General features: G+C 51.8%; 21 protein-coding genes, 1 pseudogene and 1 CRISPR repeat array. Of the genes and pseudogenes, 8 read left to right on the forward strand and 14 right to left on the reverse strand.

Going from position 1 to position 23,516, the window contains the following annotated elements:
* Positions 1–33: 33 nt before the first annotated feature.
* The 3 genes from KB236_09520 to cls form a co-directional block, all read right to left on the reverse strand.
* Positions 34–1,518 carry an MFS transporter gene (locus tag KB236_09520; GenBank protein ID UIF28764.1) on the reverse strand — a complete coding sequence of 495 codons (1,485 nt, stop codon included), beginning with the start codon at positions 1,516–1,518 and terminating at the stop codon, positions 34–36.
* A 425-nt stretch (positions 1,519–1,943) separates the two neighbouring features.
* Positions 1,944–2,849, reverse strand: a complete 906-nt coding sequence (locus KB236_09525; protein ID UIF28765.1) for an AraC family transcriptional regulator — start codon at positions 2,847–2,849, stop codon at positions 1,944–1,946.
* A gap of 155 nt (positions 2,850–3,004) precedes the next feature.
* Positions 3,005–3,583: direct repeats of the CRISPR family, unit length 28 nt; unit sequence GGATCACCCCCACACCTGTGGGGAATAC.
* 205 nt (positions 3,584–3,788) lie between these two features.
* A complete protein-coding gene (cls, locus tag KB236_09530) occupies positions 3,789–5,231 on the reverse strand; it encodes a cardiolipin synthase (GenBank protein ID UIF30341.1) in 1,443 nt (480 codons plus the stop codon).
* Between the two features lie 127 nt (positions 5,232–5,358).
* On the opposite strand from cls, the gene KB236_09535 reads away from it, so the two are divergent.
* Complete coding sequence (locus KB236_09535) at positions 5,359–5,514, forward strand: hypothetical protein (GenBank protein ID UIF28766.1); 156 nt, start codon at positions 5,359–5,361, stop codon at positions 5,512–5,514.
* 54 nt (positions 5,515–5,568) lie between these two features.
* Here the strand turns inward: KB236_09535 and KB236_09540 are convergent, their stop codons facing one another.
* Complete coding sequence (locus KB236_09540; GenBank protein UIF28767.1) at positions 5,569–6,396, reverse strand: DNA/RNA non-specific endonuclease; 828 nt, start codon at positions 6,394–6,396, stop codon at positions 5,569–5,571.
* Between the two features lie 237 nt (positions 6,397–6,633).
* On the opposite strand from KB236_09540, the gene KB236_09545 reads away from it, so the two are divergent.
* The 3 genes from KB236_09545 to KB236_09555 all read left to right on the forward strand — a co-directional run bounded on the left by KB236_09545 (position 6,634) and on the right by KB236_09555 (position 7,900).
* Positions 6,634–7,176 (forward strand): hypothetical protein, encoded by a 543-nt coding sequence (locus tag KB236_09545; GenBank protein ID UIF28768.1) that lies wholly within the window; start codon positions 6,634–6,636, stop codon positions 7,174–7,176.
* Between the two features lie 182 nt (positions 7,177–7,358).
* A complete protein-coding gene (locus KB236_09550) occupies positions 7,359–7,526 on the forward strand; it encodes a hypothetical protein (protein UIF28769.1) in 168 nt (55 codons plus the stop codon).
* A gap of 77 nt (positions 7,527–7,603) precedes the next feature.
* Positions 7,604–7,900, forward strand: coding sequence for a hypothetical protein (locus KB236_09555; GenBank protein ID UIF28770.1), 297 nt, complete (start codon positions 7,604–7,606; stop codon positions 7,898–7,900).
* Positions 7,901–8,340: 440 nt separating this feature from the next.
* On the opposite strand, the gene KB236_09560 is transcribed toward KB236_09555, so the two are convergent.
* Together KB236_09560 and KB236_09565 are read right to left on the reverse strand one after the other, a co-directional pair.
* Complete coding sequence (locus KB236_09560; protein UIF28771.1) at positions 8,341–9,672, reverse strand: C1 family peptidase; 1,332 nt, start codon at positions 9,670–9,672, stop codon at positions 8,341–8,343.
* A gap of 160 nt (positions 9,673–9,832) precedes the next feature.
* A complete protein-coding gene (locus tag KB236_09565) occupies positions 9,833–11,014 on the reverse strand; it encodes an NADH-dependent flavin oxidoreductase (GenBank protein ID UIF28772.1) in 1,182 nt (393 codons plus the stop codon).
* A gap of 137 nt (positions 11,015–11,151) precedes the next feature.
* Between KB236_09565 and KB236_09570 the strand changes: the two genes are divergently transcribed.
* Positions 11,152–12,072, forward strand: coding sequence for a LysR family transcriptional regulator (locus KB236_09570; protein UIF28773.1), 921 nt, complete (start codon positions 11,152–11,154; stop codon positions 12,070–12,072).
* Between the two features lie 61 nt (positions 12,073–12,133).
* Here KB236_09570 and KB236_09575 read toward each other — a convergent pair whose 3' ends face one another.
* The 7 genes from KB236_09575 to lepB all read right to left on the reverse strand — a co-directional run bounded on the left by KB236_09575 (position 12,134) and on the right by lepB (position 17,510).
* Positions 12,134–12,778, reverse strand: a complete 645-nt coding sequence (locus KB236_09575; protein UIF28774.1) for a TetR/AcrR family transcriptional regulator — start codon at positions 12,776–12,778, stop codon at positions 12,134–12,136.
* 1 nt (position 12,779) lies between these two features.
* A complete protein-coding gene (locus tag KB236_09580) occupies positions 12,780–13,979 on the reverse strand; it encodes an ABC transporter permease (protein UIF28775.1) in 1,200 nt (399 codons plus the stop codon).
* Entirely contained in the window at positions 13,957–14,700 is a 744-nt protein-coding gene (locus KB236_09585; protein UIF28776.1) for an ABC transporter ATP-binding protein, read from the reverse strand. The genes KB236_09580 and KB236_09585 overlap by 23 nt, the downstream gene beginning before the upstream one ends.
* A gap of 169 nt (positions 14,701–14,869) precedes the next feature.
* Positions 14,870–15,322, reverse strand: a complete 453-nt coding sequence (locus KB236_09590; protein UIF28777.1) for a MarR family transcriptional regulator — start codon at positions 15,320–15,322, stop codon at positions 14,870–14,872.
* 67 nt (positions 15,323–15,389) lie between these two features.
* Positions 15,390–16,040 (reverse strand): hypothetical protein, encoded by a 651-nt coding sequence (locus KB236_09595; GenBank protein ID UIF30342.1) that lies wholly within the window; start codon positions 16,038–16,040, stop codon positions 15,390–15,392.
* Positions 16,041–16,047: 7 nt separating this feature from the next.
* Positions 16,048–16,734: a hypothetical protein gene (locus tag KB236_09600; GenBank protein UIF28778.1), complete on the reverse strand. Its 687-nt coding sequence runs from the start codon at positions 16,732–16,734 to the stop codon at positions 16,048–16,050.
* Between the two features lie 176 nt (positions 16,735–16,910).
* Positions 16,911–17,510 carry a signal peptidase I gene (lepB, locus tag KB236_09605; GenBank protein ID UIF28779.1) on the reverse strand — a complete coding sequence of 200 codons (600 nt, stop codon included), beginning with the start codon at positions 17,508–17,510 and terminating at the stop codon, positions 16,911–16,913.
* Between the two features lie 334 nt (positions 17,511–17,844).
* Here lepB and KB236_09610 point away from each other — a divergent pair.
* Together KB236_09610 and KB236_09615 are read left to right on the forward strand one after the other, a co-directional pair.
* Positions 17,845–19,053: pseudogene (locus KB236_09610) on the forward strand (multidrug effflux MFS transporter).
* 237 nt (positions 19,054–19,290) lie between these two features.
* Positions 19,291–21,531: a glycoside hydrolase family 3 C-terminal domain-containing protein gene (locus tag KB236_09615; GenBank protein ID UIF28780.1), complete on the forward strand. Its 2,241-nt coding sequence runs from the start codon at positions 19,291–19,293 to the stop codon at positions 21,529–21,531.
* A gap of 61 nt (positions 21,532–21,592) precedes the next feature.
* On the opposite strand, the gene KB236_09620 is transcribed toward KB236_09615, so the two are convergent.
* A complete protein-coding gene (locus KB236_09620) occupies positions 21,593–22,804 on the reverse strand; it encodes a hypothetical protein (GenBank protein ID UIF28781.1) in 1,212 nt (403 codons plus the stop codon).
* 159 nt (positions 22,805–22,963) lie between these two features.
* Between KB236_09620 and KB236_09625 the strand changes: the two genes are divergently transcribed.
* Positions 22,964–23,491: an acyl-CoA thioesterase gene (locus KB236_09625; GenBank protein ID UIF28782.1), complete on the forward strand. Its 528-nt coding sequence runs from the start codon at positions 22,964–22,966 to the stop codon at positions 23,489–23,491.
* Positions 23,492–23,516 lie beyond the last annotated feature (25 nt).

Consider the following 23,516-nt stretch of genomic DNA (forward strand, 5'->3'; position numbering starts at 1 on the left):
CCTTAACAAAATGTATGAATAGAAGCTTGTAACCTAGACTTCGTTTGCCTTCCGTTCAGCGTTAAGCTCTTCGTTCATCTTCTTAACGTCGTCGTCAGACAAGGTGTACTTGCTCATGATCCACATCGCAACCAGAGCCAAGATGATTGGTAACCAAACCATTGACCATTGGATACCCATCAAAGCACTAGAGGTTTGGGTCGTTTTAGTCCCATCAAACTTGAAGAAGGCGTTGATGTAACCAGGGATGATCCCACCAAGAGCCAGCCCAATCTTGAAGAACAGTCCCATGATGGCGTTGATAATTCCGGCAACCCGCTTCTTGGACTTGTATTCGCCGTAAGAAACAACTTCTGGAACCAATGACCACATGTAACCAGTAGCAGCCGTAATCCCCCATTGTTGTAAGAAACGACCAATGTAGCCCAGAGCCGTTGAATCTTTGAAGGAAGGCATTGACCATACCCACAGAACCAACGTCCCAACAATGAACAGCGCCAAGAAAGCGTAGAAGAATTGACGTTTCCCGATCTTCTTACGGATGATTGGCCATAAGAATACCAAGAAAATACCAGGAATAGAACCAACCAAGTTAATGGAAGCCATCCATTCGGAGTGACCAATGTTGTATTGCATGTAGAATGGCCATACGGTGTTCCCGAAGAACATGAAGGTAAAGCCAATCAGGAAGAAGGAACCTAACACTTGCAGTGGCTTGTTTTGCTTGAATTCATACCACAGGTCGGAGTATTTAACAGCAGCGGATTCCTTTTCAGTAGGTAAGACCCGTTCCTTGATTCCGAAGTACGTGCACATCAGCATAATGAAACCAATGATCATGTAAATTCCCATGACCAGGAAGTAAGCCTTCCCAGCCTTTGGTGAGGTGTAATCCCCTAAGTTCATGTGAATCCCGAAGAACCCAATATCTTTAGATTGTGGGTTAGGAGAAGCCATCTGAACAAATAATGGCAAGAACGTGTAAACCAGTAAGTTCCCGATGTTAGCTTCCGTCATCCGGACGGTCGTTAACGTCGAAACTTCATCGTTATCCCGCGTCAGTGAGGCGTTCAAGGCCCCATAAGGGATGTTAACGAAGGAGTAAATCAAGGCCGTTGCCAAGTAGGTGATGAAGGCATACATAACGCTGCCTCGAACCGCATCGATTGGCAGGAAAAGCATGGCGGCGAAGATTGTCATTGGAATCCCACAGTAAACCAGGTAAGGCCGGTATTTTCCGGACTTGAAGTTGTGCTTATCGACGAAGGCACCAACCCACGGATCCCAGAAAACATTGACCCAACGAACAACTAAGAAAATCGTGGCACCGACTGCGGCGGAAATCCCGTAAACAGTGGTTAAGTAGAAAAGTAACATGGACCCAATCGTACCAAAGATTAAGTTTTGCGCTAAATCCCCAGCACCATAACTAATTCGCTCACGCCAAGAAAGCTTGGCGAACTCGTCATTGGCATTGTCTTGAGTCTTTACGGCATCAGCCTGACTATTTGAGGCCATATGCGAAAACTCCTTTCGAAGGAAAAAGTTTGTAACGTCTTGGTAAAGACATTTGCCTTACGAAGACGTCCGCTAAAGTATGTGATCTGGTTGGTAGAAGCAACCAACCAAGGTAGGTAAAAAATTGCTGAATCTCAACAATGTTTCGAACAACTGACTCATTTAGGTCCCAGCGCTAAGTGGTCTTAAATGAATCCCACTCTCCTCTCCTTTTACCGAGTTGAGAGCTACGAGCTTAGTATGGCCAAACACTAACCCGCTGTTTTGTTTCGTTAGCTAACTACAATTGCATTGTAATCGCTTTCAGATAGAATGGCTATCTTATTTCGTGACTGTTTTTAGTTATTTTGTGACCTCCTCCACAAAATAAAAGCCCGGTAAATTAACCTTTTACCGAGCCGACCTGTCGCTTTGTGCACGTTAAACTACTCGAAGTAGCCGCCTTCCTTAACTGTTCGTACCCGCCGTTTTTGCTTCATCTGTCGCTGGTATTTACTAGGCGTTGTGCCAGACCATTTTTTAAATTGTTTGCTAAAGTTGGAAACGCTACTGGCGCCCATTAAATCCGCTACATCCTCGATAGAATGCTCCGGTGAGCCCAGCAGCATTTTAGCCTTATTGTACTTTTGACTTTCGATGTAATGAAGCGGCGTGACACCATAAACTTTCTTAAACGTCCGGTGGCCGTAACCACTACTGATTCCAATCTTTTGACAGATATCCCCGAAGGTAAAGTTAATTGCCTCGTCCTGCTCAATACGTTCTTTAATCAGCGTCGCAATTTGTCGGCTCGTCTTCGCTTCATTTTCCGTATACCGTGCCCCACGCCGCGTATCATACTCCTGTAAGCCCTCCGTTAAATCATAGAAGAATTCCAAAACCGCAATCTGAATTTTCAAATTGACCTGTTCCTTGCTGAGCTTCTGGTTGGCACTGTAAGCCACCATGCGTTTGGCAGTACGCACCGCAGATTTGGCAATCGGCTGATCGGCTGAAATGACCGTGTTCGCAATCTTACCAATGATTTCCGACTTTAGCGCTAGATTTTCAATGTTGAAATGGAAACAAATATAAGTCATATCCTGCTCAGCACTGCTATTTTGATTTGTGTGTACCGTTCCTGGCGAAATGATGATGGCTTCACCGGCGCCATAATCATAAGTCACCAAATTTTTTATTTCCGTCGTTTGATGACCATCAATGACCACCATCAATTCAAACGCTTGATGCTTCTGCTCAAAGAACTGCCAACCACCGGGAACTGTTCGCATGTGTCCACCGAATAAATATAGACTAGAATCCACGACCGGCAACGAAACAAAGCGTTTCATGCTAAAACCTCCTCACATCGTCGATCTACCGCTCTCGTGTAACCGCTTCACACTCTAACTATTATTATAATCAACGGGTTGGTAAAAATAAACAACCAACTTCTGGGATCTATGTAATGATCTAGTTATACGATAATTTATATTTTTCCATAATCGGTTCATCCCTACACTTGTGGGGAATACTTGACACACATCACCAGCCGGTCATCAGCGTTGGGATCACCCCCACACCTGTGGGGAATACCTGAACAAACTAAAGAAACAGAAGCAACTGAAGGGATCACCCCCACACCTGTGGGGAATACGATTCGCTGAAAATAATAGTCACCCAGCCACGGGGATCACCCCCACACCTGTGGGGAATACTTACGTGTAGCCCTGCCTTAACCGCATTGGCGATAGGATCACCCCCACACCTGTGGGGAATACGGGTTGAATGAGATGTTCGAATGAACGATTTAAGGATCACCCCCACACCTGTGGGGAATACATATCGATGATCCGCCATTTGCGGCGGCTGATAGGATCACCCCCACACCTGTGGGGAATACCCCAGCGGCGGTCCACATCTCCTTGCCACCTTTGGATCACCCCCACACCTGTGGGGAATACGCTCCCTACTCGCCCGGCTTGATACTTCCCGCGGGATCACCCCCACACCTGTGGGGAATACCATGAGACGGGGCGTAGTGGTCACTGATCCCAAGGATCACCCCCACACCTGTGGGGAATACACTAAACAATCCCTGTCACACCGGCATTCTACTTTTCCAAATACCTCTATTTTAGTCAGTTTGTTATTTCCAGCATACAGCAGTCATCCGTGATTCACAATAAAAAGGCCCGTCATTTTCACTACCCTATCCGCCATAAAAAAATACCAAAAAACGCCTCTCAATATTAAGCAAAATTGCTTCAATCAAGAGACGTTTCTCGCCACTATAAAATTGGGGATAGCAACCGCGAAGCCGTCTGTTTGAACTTCAAATATAGCGACTGTTGGTCAAACATTTCCGGTGTAATCAGCTCGCTATGGGCCATATCCTGTTCAAAGATATTCTCCAACTGGCAAGCGATGCCCTCGTCATAAATGAAGGCGTTAATTTCGAAATTTAACTTGAAACTCCGATAGTCCATGTTAGCCGATCCCACCGAAGCAATTCGGCCATCGACAACGATGGTCTTGGCGTGAATAAAGCCATTATGATAGTAATAAATCTTCACACCATCGTCGGCCAGTTGCCGCGCGTAATACTGCGTCGCCCGGTAAACAAACGCGTGGTCTGGTTTATCCGGAATCATAATCCGCACGTCAATCCCCGCCATCGCGGCAATCCGCAGGGAGTCCAACACACTATCATCGGGAATCAGATATGGCGTCTGAATCCACAACGTTTTTTCCGCCGTTTGAATCAAGCGCATATAGCCCATTTTGATTTGCTGCAGGTCGGAATCCGGCCCACTCGACACAATCTGTAGACTGGTATTCCCCTTCACCTTGCTGAGTGGGAAGTAACGCGTATCAATCTTCCGGTCATTGAAGGGATGGTCCTTATCCGTGGCATTCCAATCCAGCATGAAGCGCGCCTGCAGGGAAAAGACACCGGACCCCACGATTCTCAGATGCGTGTCACGCCAGTAGCCGAATTTTTCCTTCCGGCCGAGGTACTGGTCGCCAATGTTAAAGCCGCCAACGTAACCTACTTGGCCATCAATCGTCACAATCTTTCGGTGATCCCGGAAGTTCAGTCGAAAGTCAATGACGGCCGAACGGGTGCCCAGAAATGGCTCAACGTGGCCACCGACCGCCATCAGCGGCTTGAAGAAACTCTTCCAAGTGCCCATCGACCCCCAAGGATCGTAAATCACCCGAACTTCCACACCCGCGGCGGCCTTTTTAACCAGTAAGTTTAGAACCTCATTTCCAATCTTATCGTTATAAAAGGTGTAAAATTCAATATGAATACTGGAATGGGCACGTTCGATGTCCTCCAGCATGGTATGAAATAACGCGTGGCCATCGGTAAAAATTTTCACTCGATTCTGTCGAGCCAGAAACGCCTGATCCGTTTCCATAAACATGTTTACCATATTGATAACCGAGTGGCTAATCTTATCAGCCGGCATAATCTCGGTCCCTAACTGCTCGCGCTGCTGGGTCAAGCGTTCATTTAGCTGAACGGCCACTTGATGCTGCAGGCGAAACATCCGGCCTTTCGGTAATTTTCGACCAATAAAGGCGTAGGCAATGAAGCCCACCACCGGCAGTAAGACGAGCACCAACATCCAGGCCCAGGTTGCGGCAATATCGCGCTTTTCCCGAAATACCGTCACGAAGGCCAAGGCCGCGTTAATCACGACGACAATTTCAAAGATTAGCATGTAGTTCACGCTCACGGGAAACCCTCCTCTACTCTCTGTCTTTTTTATCATACCCCAATTCATTCAAATGTCTTTACTTTTTTTTAATTTTTCCTGATAATCACTATAAATCATTTGGAGGCCAGCTATGTTTACTCAGTTTTCTTCTTTAATTGGCGGCTTACACGGTCTACATTCCGTCCGCATCTTTCACTGGATCTTTCGTGAAAACCCCATGATCGGGACCATTTTAATTGTCGGTCTCGTGCTGTACCTGATCTACCGCTACATGAATCGTCGTTAGTCCCCAAAAGGACGCCACCGCCTCACTTGTGCGGTGACGTCCTCTTTGTTGGCCTTAAAAGGCTGCGGCCGGGTTCCCATACTGACTGGTTCCCGTACTGTAATTAATCTTCACGCCGGCCTGAATGTTAAAGATATAGACGTTATAGGAAACGCCCCGACTGCCGACGGATTTGGCCTGCATGTGCACGCCCCGTGCGACGAGTTCATTGCCCCGGAAGACGGGCTCAACCTGGTAACGGACATAATCGTTAGGATGGCTCTTCAAATAACTCGCTACCGGATTCTCGTACGCCGTCATCCCCGGGTCGTTCAACGACCGGGTCCCGGTCATTAGATTCTTCAAATTATTGTTCTGACCGGTCAACTGGTAGCCAATCAAGTGACTCCGGTTGTAGAGATACCCCCGTTTGCCATTAACCGTATAGGGCTTGTTTTTCCAACCGGTTGGGCTCACGTAGAGCGGCTCGCGCTTGGCGGTGGGCATCAACTTCTTATTCAACAACGCATTAGCCGTGGTCACCCGGTTCAGGTTATCCAGCGCACCGTACGTTGCCCAGCCCCCCTTCTTCGTTGACAGCTGAGCTGCGGTAAACGTCGGTCGGTTGTGGTTGACCGCCACAATCTGTGTCCCCGTATATTTCTGCTGGGCCAACGCCTTAGTCGCGACCGACTGCTTGGGCGTGCTGACCGCCGAACTACTGGCCGACCGGTCACTAGACGACGTCCCAACCACCTTGTTGACGGCCGTGGTCAAATGCCGCGCCGTTGAGTTGCCTTGACTGCCCATACTTCCAATGGCGCCAATCGCAATCAGTAAGATCGCCGCATAAATAGATAGGCGACTCCCCCGCCGGCCACGCCGATAGTGCCGTTTACTCATGATCAAACTCCCCTCTCAAATCCGTAAATCTTCTGGCTTTCATTTTACCAAAAGAACATGTGTTTGTCTTTAACTTTTTTAACGTTCGCGACCTTTGTTACCGGAACTTAACGTTTTTTTAACGCCAGCCGACGGATTTTGCTGCGGTCAACATGCTATACTGTGGGGAGGATGGGGAGCACGCTATTTGTACGCGGACTCTAAAACTGTTATCATTTTTGATGAGGTGATTGGATTATGAAGAAAACCCGGACACTGACTGTCGTCTTTAGCCTTTTGGCCATCTTGACCATCGGCTTAGCCGGCTGTAGCAGTAAGAGTAGCAAATCGGGGAATACGCAACAGGCTAGTTTTAAAAACAAAACGACGAAGAAGGCTGACGTCAAGTCGACTTTGACCAATTCAAAGCAACTCTGGTACGTCACCGGCGCCGTTAACGCCAAGAGTAACTCTGGCATGGAAGCTTACCGCTTTAACAAGAACGGCAAGGTCACGGTCTACAACGTCAACAAGTTCTACAAAACTTACAACGCCGCTAAGAAGGCCAAGGCCTTGAACAAGTCTGGCATCTTGAACACCACCTTTAAGACCAAGGGTGACGATACCGTCATCAACTTTAAGGGGAAATTGTCTGACATTCCAATGACCCAAAAGTTCACGGTTAAGAAGACCTTAACTGGGACCAACAAGGCCACAAAGTTGAAGGTCGCCGGTTACCACATTGCCCGCGACATCGATAAAGATGTTACCCAGGCCGTTCTGGTCAAGGTAGCCAACTAAGCTTTGGTAGTCATGTAATCCGAAACGAGGCCGATTCACGGTCTCGTTTTTTATTTGAGTTTGGGACAAAACTTCCCCAACTCTGGTGTTCCAATTTAGCTAGCCGAAACGTGCGCCAAAAGGTAGACGGTTCCGACTAATCGCCTTTTGGCCCACTCTCTTTTATTTTGGAGGCAGTCCCCATGAAAAATTTTCTCCCGGCACTCGGTGGTTTGGTCGTGATTGGCGGCGTCCTACTTTACCAGCAATTTCGCCACGTTAGCGGCATCGCCATGCTTGAGACAGCCATTCTTGGTATTGCGGCCGTATTAGGCGTGCTACACCTGATCAGTCACTGGCGGAACCGTTAGTTTGTTTCACGTGAAACACAACGACTGACAGCGCTCTCGCTTTGGGTTATGATAGGGCCTAAAGGAGCGTGATTCTGATGTTAAAACATAAATGTCTAACAGCTGTCGCCACCCCACTCGATCAAGACGATGTTCACCGCTTTGCCGACCTCATTGATGAGAATCCCTGGCTGATTCCGGCCACGGTGATGCTCGAGATTATTCCGATTACCGTCGTGGCTCACGGATTCTGGAAGAACCGCCAACTCAAGAAGCAATTACAGATTGAACGTGAACGGACGAAGCAATTACAAATCAATCGCTTCCGGCCCGGCCACCATGACGGTCAACCACGCCCTCTCACCGAACATCTCCACGGACCCTTTCATCATTAATCTTTAAAACCAAGATCGTTGCCGAAAAAAGGCGACGATTTTTTATTTTCTGTCATTTTGTTTTTTGTTATGATATGCATAAAATCTGGCTAAAGTTCACGGATTCGGCCGGTACTTTTCCCCCAGATTTTGTCATTATCCCATCCTAACGATTAGTAAAAAGTAATCGGAACGCTGATTTAGCCGTATTTTTACCAATGCCAAGATTAAGCTTATGGTTTACATTCAAATTGAATAAATCATCTTCATAATTTCTTCACATTTTCGTTTTATGATAACGGTAACTCAAAAATCGTTTTAACCAACCGATTTTGTCATTAACGATGACCCCGTTACCCTAACCAAGTAGCGGTCGCCGCCTCCTAACCAGGGGCGGCTTTTTTTATGCTGACCGCAAAAAACGCGCGGCTCAAGAACACCACGCGTTTATAATCACTTTTCTATTGTAAGGAATCCCAAGCAGGCAATGCTTGCGGTTGCGTTGCCAGCACGGCTCGTTGGTCAGCCGTTAAGAACCGTTTGTGGACGACCACTTCGTAAACGAAATCATCCATCCAATCGTCCGTCATCACAAAGTAGCCTTTCTCACCGTTCTTTTCACCCCAGCTGTTCTCAACCTTCCAGCGGGTAGGTTCGTCGGCGACCAGGTCGACCCCCGTCAACGTCATGGCGTGGGAAACCTCGGCCTCCCCCGTTGCCAGGCGTTGAGCCTTCGTCAAGCTCAGATCGATGCCAAATAAATCCGCGGTCTTGTACAACTGGCTGTCCAAGAAACCCCGTTCCCGGCTCATCTGCTGGAGGACATCGTTGCCGAACCACACGGCCTCGCCGCTCTGCAGCTGGGCAATCGCCGTACGCTTTAAGTCCGCCATTGGCAGATTCAGGAAGGTAATGTGCTTCCCGCCCACGATATTATCCTGACTAGGCAAGCTGTACAGGCGATCAAACGGCTTATCCGGTGAATTGGAAATCACCACGTAGTCATCCAAGTCAATCTCGAAGTATTTCTCGAAAAAGCCTTGCGGTGTCAGGCCGGCATCGCGGTGGTACTGGTGCTGATCGTCCTTATATTCCAAGTCAAACGTTGCGGGCGGTTCACCAAAGGAATAGGCCGCCATCCGATAGACTTCCTTTAGAGCCTGAGCTCTGGTTGTGGCAATCTGCTCCTCGGTAGCCCCCGCTGCAACTAACGCCCGCAGTGCCAAGGCGTCCTTGCGTAATTTCAGATTCAACGTGGCCGCAAAGCCAGTCGTATCGTTGGTGTTAAACGATTCTGGCATGGCACTGGCCGGGACAACCCCGTACTTCTGAACCAGCGCTGCCCCCATGGCCCACTGTCCGCCATCGTCGCCGGGGCGACTCAGATAAAAGGCCACTTCGCGGTCGTCGAGCGGCTTATCCGCCGTCCGTAAGATGTTGTCGTAGAAGATATTCGCGCGCTCGACCTTATCCCAGAAAAACAGGTAACTCTGCGAGAGCTCAAAGTCTTTGACGTGATACTTGGCAGCAAACTGATGGCGAATCGTATTCAACGTCGAAAATAGCCAGCACCGGCCGGAATGCTTCTGGTTGGAAACTTTCCCCGTATCCAATTCCACGGAGAAGGTCCGGTTCAACCGGACGGCGGCTTGGGGATCTTCGGCTGCGGCTAACACCCCATTCTTGATGACCGCACGACTCACGACGTCGTGAGCGGGTTGCTGCTGCAGATCCGCGTGTAAGGCCGCCGTTTCAGCCGCAGTTAATTGATGTTCAGTCTGTGTTTCTGACATAAAGTGCGCCTCTTTCTTCCTCAAATGAATAATCTCATTAAAATCTCATATTTTAATTTAAATTTATTCTAACTCTTTCAGGGGGTAGGTGCAATTTTTCCGGTAAACTTTTGTTTAAAAAAGGATCGGTCCCGCGACCGATCCTCCTGCTACCCACAACCTAGGCCCCTTCGTGCGGCGCTAGTTTGTGATCAAACTGATCTTTATCATAATCTGGTTGATTGGAGATGTGCATGGCTGACTTCAACCGCACCGTCAAGAAGTGCCACATCGCCGGCGTAATGCCCAGTTCGTCCAGATCTTGTTCGGAAATCGTGTACCGAATGCCGGCTTCATCATGGGCGGCAACCTTCTGAACCCACTTGGGGTCACGCAGCAACTCACGGCCCAATGCCACGAAGTCGATGCCTGCCGCCATCACCTTTTCAGCGTCCGCTGGCTTCTCAACCGAGCCCACCGCAATCAATGGTAACCGGCCCGCAACCTGCCGCTTAATCTTCAAGATTAACGGCTCCTTGTCGCTGTCATCGTTCAACGAGGTTCGCCAAGCGTAGCCCATCGAGATGTGCAGGTAATCAAGGGGCTGACCACACAGAACATCAATGAATTTCAACGTATCTGCCAACCGAATCCCCGGTGTTTCAATCTCTTCCGGTGAGAGTCGGTAGCCCAGGATAAATGGTCGGTCGGCATACTGGTCAATGACGGCGTGACACCGCGCAATCACAGCCAGTGCGAACCGCATGCGGTCGTTGACGTCGCCACCCCATTGATCGGTTCGGCGATTGGAATGCGGGGAGAAGAATTGCTGCAACAGGTAGGTATTGGCCCCGTGCAGTTCAATCCCATCGAAGCCCGCCTGAATTGCCCGGCGAGTGGCTTCCCCAAAGTCGGTAATGATCTGCTCAATCTCGTCTTCGGTCAACTCCCGCGGCGTTTCGGCGTGGGGACGTTCGGCCGCCACCGCACTGGCGCTCACCGTCTGTTCACCCCGCAGAACGTGGGAGTTGGACATCCGCCCGGCGTGGAAAATCTGAAGAATCGCCTTGGTTCTGTTTTGCTGCATGGCATTAGCCATCTGCGTCAATCCCGGTAAGAAACGGTCATCCGTGATGGACAGTTCACCTTCGAAGCCCTTGCCACTGGCCGAGACGTTGGCTACCGGCGAGATAAATAGGCCCACGCCACCGCTGTGAATCCGGAAGTACCGGAGCTCATCGTGGGTGATAGACCCCTCTTCAAAGGCCGAGGCCTCAGTCATTGGTGGAATCACCACGCGGTTCTTAACGGTGACGCCGTTCGCAAAGGTATAGGGTTGTAAAAATTGATAATCTGCTGCCATTTCTAACGCACCTTTCTGTTTGCCCGCCGTAACACTGACGGTTTACCCTTAGTATAGTTCGGTAAATCACAAAGTCGAATACTTTTCTGATAACGTTTTCAGAACAAAATGGTTATACTATTAGTGAGGTGATTCCTATGGCATCCAGCACCAACCGACTGGCCGAAATCCTATCGGCCGTCAACGACCTGGGCAGCATCACGGCTGCCGCGCAACGCCTATTCGTCTCGCAACCCTATATCAGCCGGACGGTTAAGGAGACTGAACAGCAACTCGGTATCCAACTGATCGATCGTACGGCGAAACCCACCCGCTTAACTTATGCCGGGAGACAATACTTGATGGGCTTGGAAAAGATTCACCGGCAACTCACGGATCTCGACCAGACTATGCGCGAGCTTGCACAATCTAAATCAGGCCACATTTCCATTGCCCTCTCCGAAAGCATGGCCACGCAGATTCTCCCTGAACTGGGCAGTCGCTTCCTTCAGCAGTATCCTCAATACCACTTGGATATCCACGAGATGCCCTCTGCGGCGGCAGAACGCGCCGTGACCGACAACCAAAGTGACGTCTACATTGGCCCCAAGTCTCCCCATCGTCGGGACTTTTTCTATCGCATCATGCGCGCCCAGTCCTTCAGCGTTTTACTCCCCCAGACCAGCACCTTCTCACTCCCTCGCATCGAAACGGCCCAGCAGCTAAAACCACTCCTGACCCATCCCTTCATCGGCTACGACCTCCAGATGGTCCTCGGCGAGATTATCCGCGACTTCATGGCGACCCACCACCTCTTCCTCCAGCCGGAGCTCACGCTAAATAACCTAGACACCATTCGGCAACTGGTCGAACACGGTGGTGGCTGGACCATTCTTCCCACACCCGTCGCCACCAGTGCCCGCGTCATCCCCATTACCAGCAACCTGCTCACCTACCAACTCATCATGGCCCATCGTTCGAGCAAGGAAAATACCCCAGAGATGATGGCCTTTCTCCGCGTTGCGCAACGCGTCTTTGACATCGACCCCCAGCAACAGTTGAAGCGCCGTGACCGCTAAACAAAAAAAGCTTGGGAAAAAGCTTCCCAAACTCTCGTGTTCCAAACTTAGATAGCCGACCTTATTCCGGCGCTAACCCTTTTTCTAAAAATTTTATAATAGTGGGGATTGCCGTGGCAATCTCTTCTGGCACTAATAAACTACGAACAAGTTCCGTCAGCATCGTACCAATCATGAACTGCGCAATACGCGAATCGGGCCAGTCAACCAGCTCCCCACGGGCCTTTAACCGGTCCAGAACGGGAAATAAGTTATCCTCGAGCAATGGTTCAGCCCGTCGAATAAATTGACTTCTCAAGTCTTTTCTTACCGAAACCTCTCGAATTAAGATCCGGAGAATCGGGCCATTTTTTTGAATAAACGCGAGTCGATCTTCGGCAATCGACTGAATCATTTCGTGGCGGGTCAGGTATGGCCGACCAACTACGCTCTCGGCAAACTCCGTAATCAATTGGGGTAAGACTTGAGTGACAAATGGCGCCAAAATGGCCGCTAACAGTTCATCCTTGGTCTTGTAGCGCCGGTAGACCGTCCCCTCCGCGACGCCGGCCTTCGCGGCAATCTGCTTCGTCGTCGTGTTGGCAAACCCCTGCTGGGCGAAAAGCTCCAGACTTGCCGCAAGCACCTGTTGTTGTTTTGGCGGAATATCACTGCTTGCAGCCATCACCGCCTGAAAAGCTTCTTGAATATTGGTTTCTTCTGCCATATTAGACCCTCCGATAGCGTTTCATTCCGACGACGTTTAGACTCGTGAAGAGAATGGCGAATAACGCCAAGATTCCCAGTTCAAACGCAATGCCGCTGAAGCCGACGCCACGAGTCGCCACGTTCATCAGCGCGTTGCCCCCGTAATAGAGCGGGAAGATGTGGGCAATCCACTGTAGCCAGTTGGCCATCTGGTCGACCGGAATCAGGCCGGAGAAGAAGACCTGAGGAATCACCAGAATGGGAATGAACTGCATCATCTGGAATTCCGAGTTGGCGAAAGTGGAAACGAAAATCCCCATGGATAGCGCCACCAACGCCAACAAAAAGTTAATCAGAAGAATCAGCCAAACGCTACCAATCATGTGGATCTGGAAGACCGTCAGCGCAAACGTCACGGTAATTACCGTTTGTACCAGCGCGAAGAGACCGTAGCCCATTAGATAACCCGTAATGATCTCGCCACGCCGAATCGGCGTCGCCAGGAGTCGCGTCAACGTCCCTGTGGTTCGCTCGTTGAGTAGTGAAATCCCCGAAATCAGAAAGACAAAGAAGAAGACAAAGAATCCTAACAGAATGGGCAGGAAAGTATCGAAGAAAGTCGAGTCCGAACTCCCATAGAGATAATGGCTGGTCACGCTGTAGGTGGTCGGGGCCTTAAGGGTGGTCTGCTGCGACTGCGGCAAGGTGCCTTGAGTGGCGGCTGAACCGGCCCCACCTTGGGCGGCCATCATCTTTTGCTGCTGGGCGACGACCGTCTTAAGTACCTTGGCCTGTTGCTGAAGAGCCTTCTTCTGCGCCTGTGTGGCCGCCGCTAAAGCCCGCACCTTAATCTTGGTCAAGCCCCCCTGTAACGCTTGGCGCACCAGGGCAGAATCTCCCGGCTGGCTGTTCTGGTAGGTTACCGTGAGTTTACCGTCTTTTTGCTTAATGAAGGCGGCCAAATTGTCCTCCCGTACCTTGTCCTTGGCCGTCGCTTGCTTGCTGTAGTGGGTTAACGTCACGTGCTTATTCTTGATGGCCTTCACCACCGTCGTGTCCACGTTGCTTACCCCAATCTTCGCTACCGTATCCGAACTGGTATTGAAGAGAAAATACATCAACGTCAGGATAAACAGCGGTGCGATAAACATCAAGGCTAACGTCCGCTTATCCCGTAACATTTCACGTAAAACTCGTTTAAAGATTGCGATGACTCTCATCTTGTAGCCGCCCCGCTTTCAAAAAGACTTGTTCAATCGTCGTAACCGCATAATCCTGTTCCAACTGCTGCGGCGTACCTTGCGCTAACGCAATTCCCTCGCGAATCAACATCAGGTAATCACAGCGCTCGGCCTCGTCCATGACGTGCGTCGTCACCAGCACCGACTTGCCCTGCGCCTTGAGCTGATAGAGTTCCGCCCAAATCTGCTGCCGCAGTTCCGGGTCAATCCCAACCGTGGGCTCATCTAAAATCAACAATTCCGGGTCCTGTACCAACGCAATCGCCAGGGACAACCGCCGTTTCATCCCCCCGGAGTAGGCCGAGACTCGGCGGTCCAAGGCGTCCGTCAAATTGACGACCTGCGCCACGTGGTCGATAGCGGTGGCCAACTGGGTCTTGGGGACACTCATCAACTCGGCAAAAAAGCGAATGTTCTCGCGCGCCGTCAAATCCTCGTAAAGGGCATCGCTCTGGGCCATGTAGCCGATGCGCTGCATGATCTTGCGGTTCGGCATCGCCGTTCCCAAGACCGTGGTTGTCCCGGCATCGACCTTTTCCATCCCCAGAATGGCCTTGACCAGGGTAGTCTTGCCGGCTCCGGAAGGGCCAATCAACCCCATAATCTGCCCCACTGGAAGCTGCAAACTAATCTGTTTCAAGACGGGATTGTCGCCGAACTTCTTGGCCACGTCCCGCACATCAATCGTATTGGCTGCCATCTTCATTCCTCCTGACGTGTTCCAATTGTGAGTGTGCACTCACTCATTTACACCCCCATCATACGACTACATCTCAGGGAAGTCAACCCATAAATGTAGCCGCTTACAATTGGGTGTATTCAAAAAGTGGCCACCCCGTGGTAGCCACTTCCCTACGTTTAATATTAAATTAGTCGCCCTCACTCGGCGTCTCGTTGGCCACGGCCGTCAACGCCAACTGGCGAATCTGCGCGGCCAACTCATCATGATCGGCCGTGATATCCGCGAGGAGGTTATCGGCGACTTCCTGCCGTAGCTTCACAATCTCCGGATAGAGTCGTTCGCCGCGTTTGGTCAGCGACAGCTCATAGACCCGCCGATCCAGCTTCGACTGACGCTTGCGCACGTAGCCGAGGTTCACCAGCTGATTCACTGCCCGCGTCACGTTGCTGGGGTTCAGGTACGTTAGGCTAATCAGCTTATCCTGAGTCAGCCGGGGATGCTCATGGAGTCGCAAAATATAATAGTACATGCTGGCATTCAAGCGGTAGGGCTGTAACCGCCGATCTAGTGCGATTCTGGTGTACCGGTTGGCGATTGAGAGCCATTTAACAATGTCTGAATCCTTTTCCGTGGTGGCCATGAGCCGCCTCCTTCTCCGTAAACTACGTGCGCAAGCATATTCTAAAACCTGTTAAAAGTCAAGCGACCTACCGAGCCGACTTGGCCCGAAAGTTGTGGTGTAATCCCGGCCAAACTAAGCGATCTGCGAGGCCAATCAGCGTGCCGTTAAAGAGCAGCGTGAACAATGTCCCCCAGTTCACCGAGTAAAGTTGATGGGTATTGAGCCAGCAGACCAGGATAATGATGACCGGTGGCGTAAAGGTCAGTAGCTGGGCCACCACCACGTTATTGTGGCAGTAGAGGAACCGCAAGATATTCGTGGTGTCATCGTTGGGGTGCATCACCAGGTTGGCCCGCTGGTACATCGAGATGGCCGCACAGAAGATAATAATCCCGGTAATCGCCAGCAGAAGCCGCACCCCCGCCGACAATTGCATGATACCCAGTCGCGTAAACGTCGTGGAAAAGATATCGACGAAATAGCTAAAGAACAGAACAAAACCAACCTCGCCTAACAATCGTGGAAAATCCCAATGACGCAGTAGCAGTTGATTAACCAACGCGGCCAGACAGCTGACCACGAAGATTGCTAAGCCCACACTGGTCCCCAGCCAGCGACTGAGATTGACTTCTGAGGCCGTCCAGGGACTGGTTCCCATGTTGGACGCCACCGAGAGACCATTGCCAAAGGCGTTGACCACTAGGCCTAAAAACAAGGCCAGCCAACGTTGCGTCAGCGTATTTTTAATGATGAATCGCCTCCTTAACTGGTTTCACAGCGAAATTATGCTTCAGGCCGGGCCAGATGAAGCGGTCCGTTAGGTTCACTAGCATGCCGGTAAAGAGCAGCGCGAAGATCGTCCCCAGATTGATCGCAAACAGTTGCCGGGTCACGATCCAGCTCACGACCGTAATGGCCACGGGGGCAATGAAATTCAGCGATTGCGCCCGCAAGACGTTGCCGTGGCAGTACATAAATCGCAGAATATTCGTCGTATCATCGTTGGGGTGCATGACCAGATTGGCCCGCTGGTACAGTGACATCCCTATACACAAGATGACGACCCCCACCATGGCTAGCACGCCGCGGGTCACCACCGACCAACTCAGGATACCCAGGCGATAGAAGAAGCTGGTGAAGAAGTTGACGAAGTAACTCACGAAGAACATGTAGCCAATTTCACCGAAGAATCGCCGGGCATCCCAGCGGCGTAAGAGAAATTGATTGGCCACCGCCGCTAAACAGCTGACGATGAAGACCGGCCAGCCAATCTCCACCTTCAGCCATTCACTCAGATTCACTTCCGACGCCATCCAGGGACTCGCCCCCATGTTGGACGCCACGGTGAGGCCACTGCCCATGGCATTGATCACGAGCCCTAGAATCAAGGCAAGCCAACGCTCTTTCAACGTATTTTTGATAACGGTCATCTCCCCGACATCGGTCTTATTTTTTCACAATCTTTACCCAGCATCTTTCATATACCCTCTACAATACGCCTATCCTTGTGAAATGTAAGCGGCTACTTCGAAAAAAATGGCTCCAACTAGAAAAAACGTCGCGCCCCTCCCAAATTACGGGAAAGCCACGACGTCTCAGTTTAAATTTAATAAGCCAACGAGTTGATGTTGACACGCTTGGTCTTGCTGGAGGCCCAGAATGGCACCTTCACAACGCCGACAATCTTGTCTTTGTCCACGAAGCCCCAGTAACGGCTATCGTTGGAAACACTCCGGTGGTCACCCAGCACGAAGTACTTGCCCTTCGGCACTACCGTGGCAATCTTACCGTTCTTGCCACCCTGCCAATCATTTTGGCGTTGCAGGCTGGCTAACGTCCAGTTCCCGGTACCGGAGGTCTGTTCACTCTGGCTGATGAAACTCTGGTTAATCCGCTTGTTATTGACGTAAATGTACCCATTCTTACTCTTCACCGTATCGCCCGGCAACCCAATAACCCGCTTGACGTAGTTGGTGTTGGGCTTAGCCGCTGGGTCTTCACCGTGGGCATCGAACACAATAACGCTAAGGTGCTTGACCTTCGACATCTTCCAGGCGAAAACCTTTTCGTTATTGTCCAGATTGGGTTCCATGGATGGCCCATCGACCCGCACCCGCGTAAAGACAAACTGCTTGAGGGCTAAGGCAATGGCCAGTCCAATCACGATCGGCACAATCCAACTCAAAACTTCCTTTAGATTCTTCATGTTGGCACTCCTTATTTTCGGGAATCTCTAATTATGTTATTATCATACACCACCCACCGCCGTTCGCACATTTATTTTGGCTGGCGCGGGTCATTTTCAATCATAACATTTACGTTCCCGTGATCCCACGCTTTACACAAACTTTACGCGTTTGAGAACAAACTGAAAGATTCTTGTTACGTTAGGTCTTGCAAAATCCCCCATTTCCAGCAATAATGGAGCAATACGCTTTTACCGTACACAATGACCTGGGCCGCCATTCTGCAGTAGAGTGGCGGCCCAGCGCCGTCTTCACTGGTTATTGCGAAATTAATAATTATACCGAAAGGGCTGACTGCTTTTGAATCCTACGCTTACTCGCCGCCGGCAAATCTGGCTAACGCTACTCTTAGGAACCGTCAGTGCGACCGGTCCCTTGGCCATCGACCTCTATCTGCCAGCCTTGCCGCAGATGCGTACCCAGTTTGCCACCAGTGCGTCGCTGATGCAACTGAGCATTACCGCTTGCTTGATCGGGCTCGCCTTGGGCCAACTGATTGCCGGGCCACTCTCTGACCAATACGGCCGCCGGCGGCCCTTGATTGCGGGCTTTGTCATCTTCGGCTTGGTCTCGTTGGCTATGGCCTTTATTCATTCAATCACTTTATTAATCATCCTGCGTTTCATTCAGGGACTCGCCGGAGCTACCGGTCAAGTCATGGCGCGCGCCGTGGCCCGAGACCTCTTCTCCGGGAAAAAATTGACCCGGTTTTACGCCCTGCTCAATACCGTCAACGGGGTCTTTCCGATCATCGCACCAATCATTGGGGGCTTCATGATTCACTACGTCGACTGGGAAGCTATCTTCATCCTGCTGGCCGTGATTGGCCTCGTCATCGCGGCTGCGGTCGCACTAGGCTTGCCCGAATCCCTGCCAGTTAGCGAACGCCAGACCGGCGGCTTCCACAGCTCACTGGGCGCCATGGGACGGTTGGTCGTTCAACCCGCCTTTTGGCCGCTCATCTTGGCCACCGGACTGGTCTATGGTGGCTTGTTCAGCTACATTTCTGCCTAAACCTTCGTGTTCCAAACGGGATTTGGCATGGCCCCACAAACCTTCAGCCTGCTCTATGCCTTTAACGGCCTGGGGATCGTGGTTGGCAGCAACCTGCCAGGTCAGCTGTCACGGCGCTACTCCAACCGCCAACAGGTTACCAGCTTGCTGGCAATCGCTGTGGGCGTGAGTCTGGTGCTTCTGGCCAGTCTGCTCTTCCCGCCTAACGTCTGGGTCGTCAGTGGTCTAGTCTTGGCCATGGTCATCTTGATTGGGGCCTTGTTGACGCTGACAGTGACGATCATCATGGACCAAGCCACCAAGAACGCCGGGGGCGCCTCCGCCGTCATTGGACTGGCACAGAACGCCTGCGGTGGTTTGGCCTCACCGCTAGTCGGACTGACCGGACAATCCTACGCTGCCATGGCCGTGATGCTAGTCGTCTGCAACGCCGGTGCGCTGGGATTGGTTCGACACCAACAACGAGCAGTTAGCACCAACACTAAATAAATTTTGAACCGTCTCTCGAACCTGGGAGACGCAAACAACGCGTCCTACCGAGTTTTGGTGGGGCGCGTTGTTTTATGGGGCTTTTTGCTAATTAGGGTAGCAGTCGGCTTCCCACTGGCATTGTCTCAGGTCAACTTAAGACCGTTACGCTTCTGATTAACCGCTTTCACATCGCTACCAATCCTGATAAAATGATTATGAAAACGCTTTATATATTAGTTAAAAAGGAGCTTCTTTATGACATCACCAATCACACACAACTTTATTCAACAGTTAACCCTGACCGAAAAGGCTAGCCTCGTTTCCGGCAAGGACTTCTGGTTCACGGCCGGGATTGACCGGTTAAACCTCGAGAAGATCATGATGACCGATGGCCCATCCGGCTTACGGAAACAGGCCGACAGTGCGGACGCCTTGGGCTTGAACCAAAGCGTCAAGGCCATCACGTTCCCCGCCTCCGCCTTAACCGCCGCTTCCTTTGACCGGCAAGCTCTAACCACCTTAGGCGAGAACCTCGGAGAAGCCGCCAAAAATGAAGGCGTCAGCGTCCTTTTAGGACCCGGGATCAACATGAAACGTAGTCCCCTCGCTGGCCGGAACTTCGAATACTTCTCCGAAGATCCCCTCGTCGCCGGTGAACTAGGCGCGGCCTACGTCGAAGGCGTTCAAAGCCAAGACGTCGGCGTTAGCGTTAAACATTTCGCCGCCAACAACCGGGAAAACCAACGTTTCACGTCATCGTCCAACATGAGTGAACGGGCCCTTCGTGAAATCTACCTGTCCGCCTTCGAACGGATCGTCGTCAACGCCCATCCAGCAACGCTGATGTGCTCATACAACGCCATCAACGGCACGCTAAACTCCCAAAACTTTAAACTTTTAACCAAGATTTTACGGGACGAATGGGGCTTCGACGGCGTCGTCATGTCCGATTGGGGCGCCGTTGCCGATCACGTGGCCGCGCTTCGAGCCGGACTCGACCTCGAGATGCCCGGGAAAGGCCCACAATCCACGACCGAAATCGTCGAAGCCGTCAAGCACGGCGACTTAACCGAAGCCACTCTGGATATCGCCGTTAAGCGCGTCCTGCAAATGGTCCACGACTGGCACGTGGACAGTCAACCTAAGGCCTACGACAAGGACGCCCAGCATGAATTCGCGCGTAAGCTTGCTGCTAACAGTATGGTTCTGCTGAAAAATGACGACCAGACGCTGCCACTAGCATCGATCAAAGACGTCGCCATTTTAGGTGAACTGGCGGACAAACCGCGCTACCAAGGGGGCGGGAGTTCCCACGTCAACGCTTACCGGATCACCACGCCACTAGCAGTGGCCCAAGCCGCTGGCAATGCCAACTACCAAGCCGCCTACAGCCTAGACGCCACCGAGTCAGACGCTGATCAGCTTGCAAAAGCCGTCGCCACTGCCAAGCAAGCCGCTAAAGTTGTGATCTTCGCCGGGGTGCCCGAAGCCTTAGAGTCCGAGGGCTTTGACAAAACGACCATGGCGTTACCGGATAACCAAAACGAGTTGATTAAACAGGTCGCCGCGGTCAATCCCCATACCATCGTCGTCCTTCAAAACGGATCCGCCGTTGAGATGCCTTGGGCCGACGACGTTGCGGCGATTCTCGAAACCTACCTAGCCGGTGAGGCGGTGGGTGAAGCCACTTGGGACGTGCTGACCGGTGCCGTCAACCCTAGTGGGAAATTAGCCGAAAGCTTCCCGCTCAAGCTCGCCGACAACCCAACCTTTGGGACGTTCAACGCGAGTCCTCTGACCGAAACCTACCATGACGATATCTTTGTCGGCTACCGCTACTACGATTTGAAACAACGCGCAGTGCGTTTTCCATTCGGCTACGGCTTAAGCTACACCCACTTCAGTTACCACGACTTAACCGTTACCGACCGCGATCAGAGCGTCGAGGTCAGCTACCAGATTACCAACGACGGCGATGTCGCCGGCCAAGAAATCTCTCAAGTTTACGTGGCCAACCACGCTAGCCAAGTGGAAATGCCCGTTAAGGAACTCCGCGACTTTGCCAAAACGACCTTAGCCGCCGGTGAAACTAAGACTGTTACGCGGACACTTCCCCGGCGCGCCTTTAGCTGGTACAACGCGGACACCAGCAACTGGCAAATGGACGATGGCCGTTACACCATCCTTGTTGGCCGGTCCTCGCGTGATCTTGACCTGCACCAAGACATCACGCTGGCTTGGAATCCGCAAACAACGGCACCCATCACCACGAACACTTACATCGGCGCCGTGATGAGCCGGCCCGAACTCCGATCGGCCCTAGAAGCGACCGGTATCGCGAAGAACTTTGACGCGCTAGCCGGTGATGACACCAACAGCGAAATGATGAAGAACATGCCGTTACGTTCCGCCATCATGATCGGCGTCAGCACCGAACAACTCGACGCCTTTCTCAAGCTCGCGAACCAGCCGCAACAGCCCGAAACCGTTCGTTAAACCAGCTTCTACATTTGACTAAAACAACGCGTCCTACCCAGCTTGTGGTAAGGCGCGTTATTTAGTTGCCGTGACTCCACTGATTGAGCTGGGTCACCACGTTTTTTAGAATTTTAATGCCTAACTGATAATCCGGTTCCGACCCCAACATCCGAAAGGCAAGCGTCCACGCATCGTGGTAGGCACTGACCGTCAATTGAAAGTTCGGCATGGTGCGGTAGGTCCCCGCAAAGTAAATCTGGGTGACCGGGATATTGCCGAAGTTCAGCCGCGTCTGATCGACGTGTCCGAAGTTAGCAAAGGAAATCGCAGCGGACTCCCGGTGCTTTCCCGCCAATCGCCGCACCAGTTCTGGCGGTAGCGCTCGACTCATTCGGTTGATTTCGACCAATGGCGGCAGATAGGCCAGGCTCTCGTGAAGCCGGGTCATCGTCGCTTGGGTTCGTGCCACCACGTCCTGTAAGGTATCGGCCTCCCTTACCGTGATGGTCACCGGCATCTGGCTGGTCAGATTGGCGACCTGAACCACGTTAGTAGCCGCGACCGGCCCGTGCAGTCGCAGGTCGACCTGATAGGGGATGACCAGCCGACGCTCACCCGTCAGGGAAAACAGCGCCAGCGCGTACGCCGACAGAAGCACCGCGTTCATGGTCACCCCTTGTTGGCGTGCCAACCGCCGGAGCTGCTGGCTTTCGACTCGTGGAATCAACGCCTCACCCTTGTGATGGTGCACGTTACCCGCCAACTGAGGAAAGCGCTCGGCCGCTGGGGCATCGCTACTCTGAGGCAGTGGCCGGTGGGGATGCCGCAGATAATTCATGATTCGCCGCACGCTACGTTCATTGACAAAGTTCGTCAGATCTTGGCCATCATAGGCGGCGGCTAACAGATACAGGTAGTGTTTGAACCCCTCGCCATCCGTTAACAGACGGCTCATAACCAACCGCAACTGATCGTAATCCGCAAAGTGGATCACCTGAATCTTGAGTTGTGGGCCCTGCAAGACGTCCAGTTGCCCGCGGCCCGGATCACGACTGGCATCGTATTCCTCAATCACCTGTTGGGCGTCGATAGACTGGTCTTCAAAGCGATTCCAGCGTAGGTTATAGCGGCTTAGCACCTGGGGCACCACCGTCTGGGTCGTCTTCACGGCCACTTGGAGGCGCGCAAGGTCGACGGGCGCGCTCAGGCTCAGCGTGCACTCTAATAACGGATAGGCCTGCGCCAAATCCAACGTTGGAATCAAGTCCAACGGTTCACCACGATAATTCACACGATCACCCCTCCTGCTGTATTTAGCTTCAGTATAGCAAAGCGGTCCGGTCAACCTCCACGAATCCCCTCAGATATTGCGAAAAGTTAATAATCCTGTAACCTAACGGGACGTCTGGTAAAATAGGGGGCGTAGCTCTTTATGAAATGGAGGATGTCTATGACCACTCAACTTACACCCGTTCCCTGTAACGCCACGCTGATTGTGACGACACATCGGGTCTTTCAACCAGATTTAAATGAACATCAAACCGTTTTCGGCGGCAAAATTCTCTCGCTGGTCGACGACAGTGCCTCCGTCGCGGCGGTTCGCCTCACGCACAAGACCGTTGTGACCGCCTCGTTCGACCACGTCAGCTTTCTGCGGCCCTTTCACCTCGACGACTCCATGATTCTGGAGGCCTACGTCAGCGGCACCGGTACGCGGTCGCTAGAAGTCTTCGTGAAAATCATTGGCGAAAATCTCGCGACCGGCGAGCGGTTCGTCGGCTTCACCTGCTTCATTACCTACGTAATTGACGACAAGTCCGTCACCGCACCGCTTCCCAGCGTCACCCCGGTCACGGACGAACAACGCTACCTCTGTGCCGGTTACCCGCAGCGAACAGCCCAACGAAAGGAACGTCGCCGTGAACAGGCGGGGCTCAACGCGCACGTCACGACGAATTCGCCGTGGCCCGCGGGCTAAATGTTTCATGTGAAACACCACCGGC

Source organism: Levilactobacillus brevis (genome assembly GCA_021383565.1).
Classification (GTDB): domain Bacteria; phylum Bacillota; class Bacilli; order Lactobacillales; family Lactobacillaceae; genus Levilactobacillus; species Levilactobacillus brevis_B.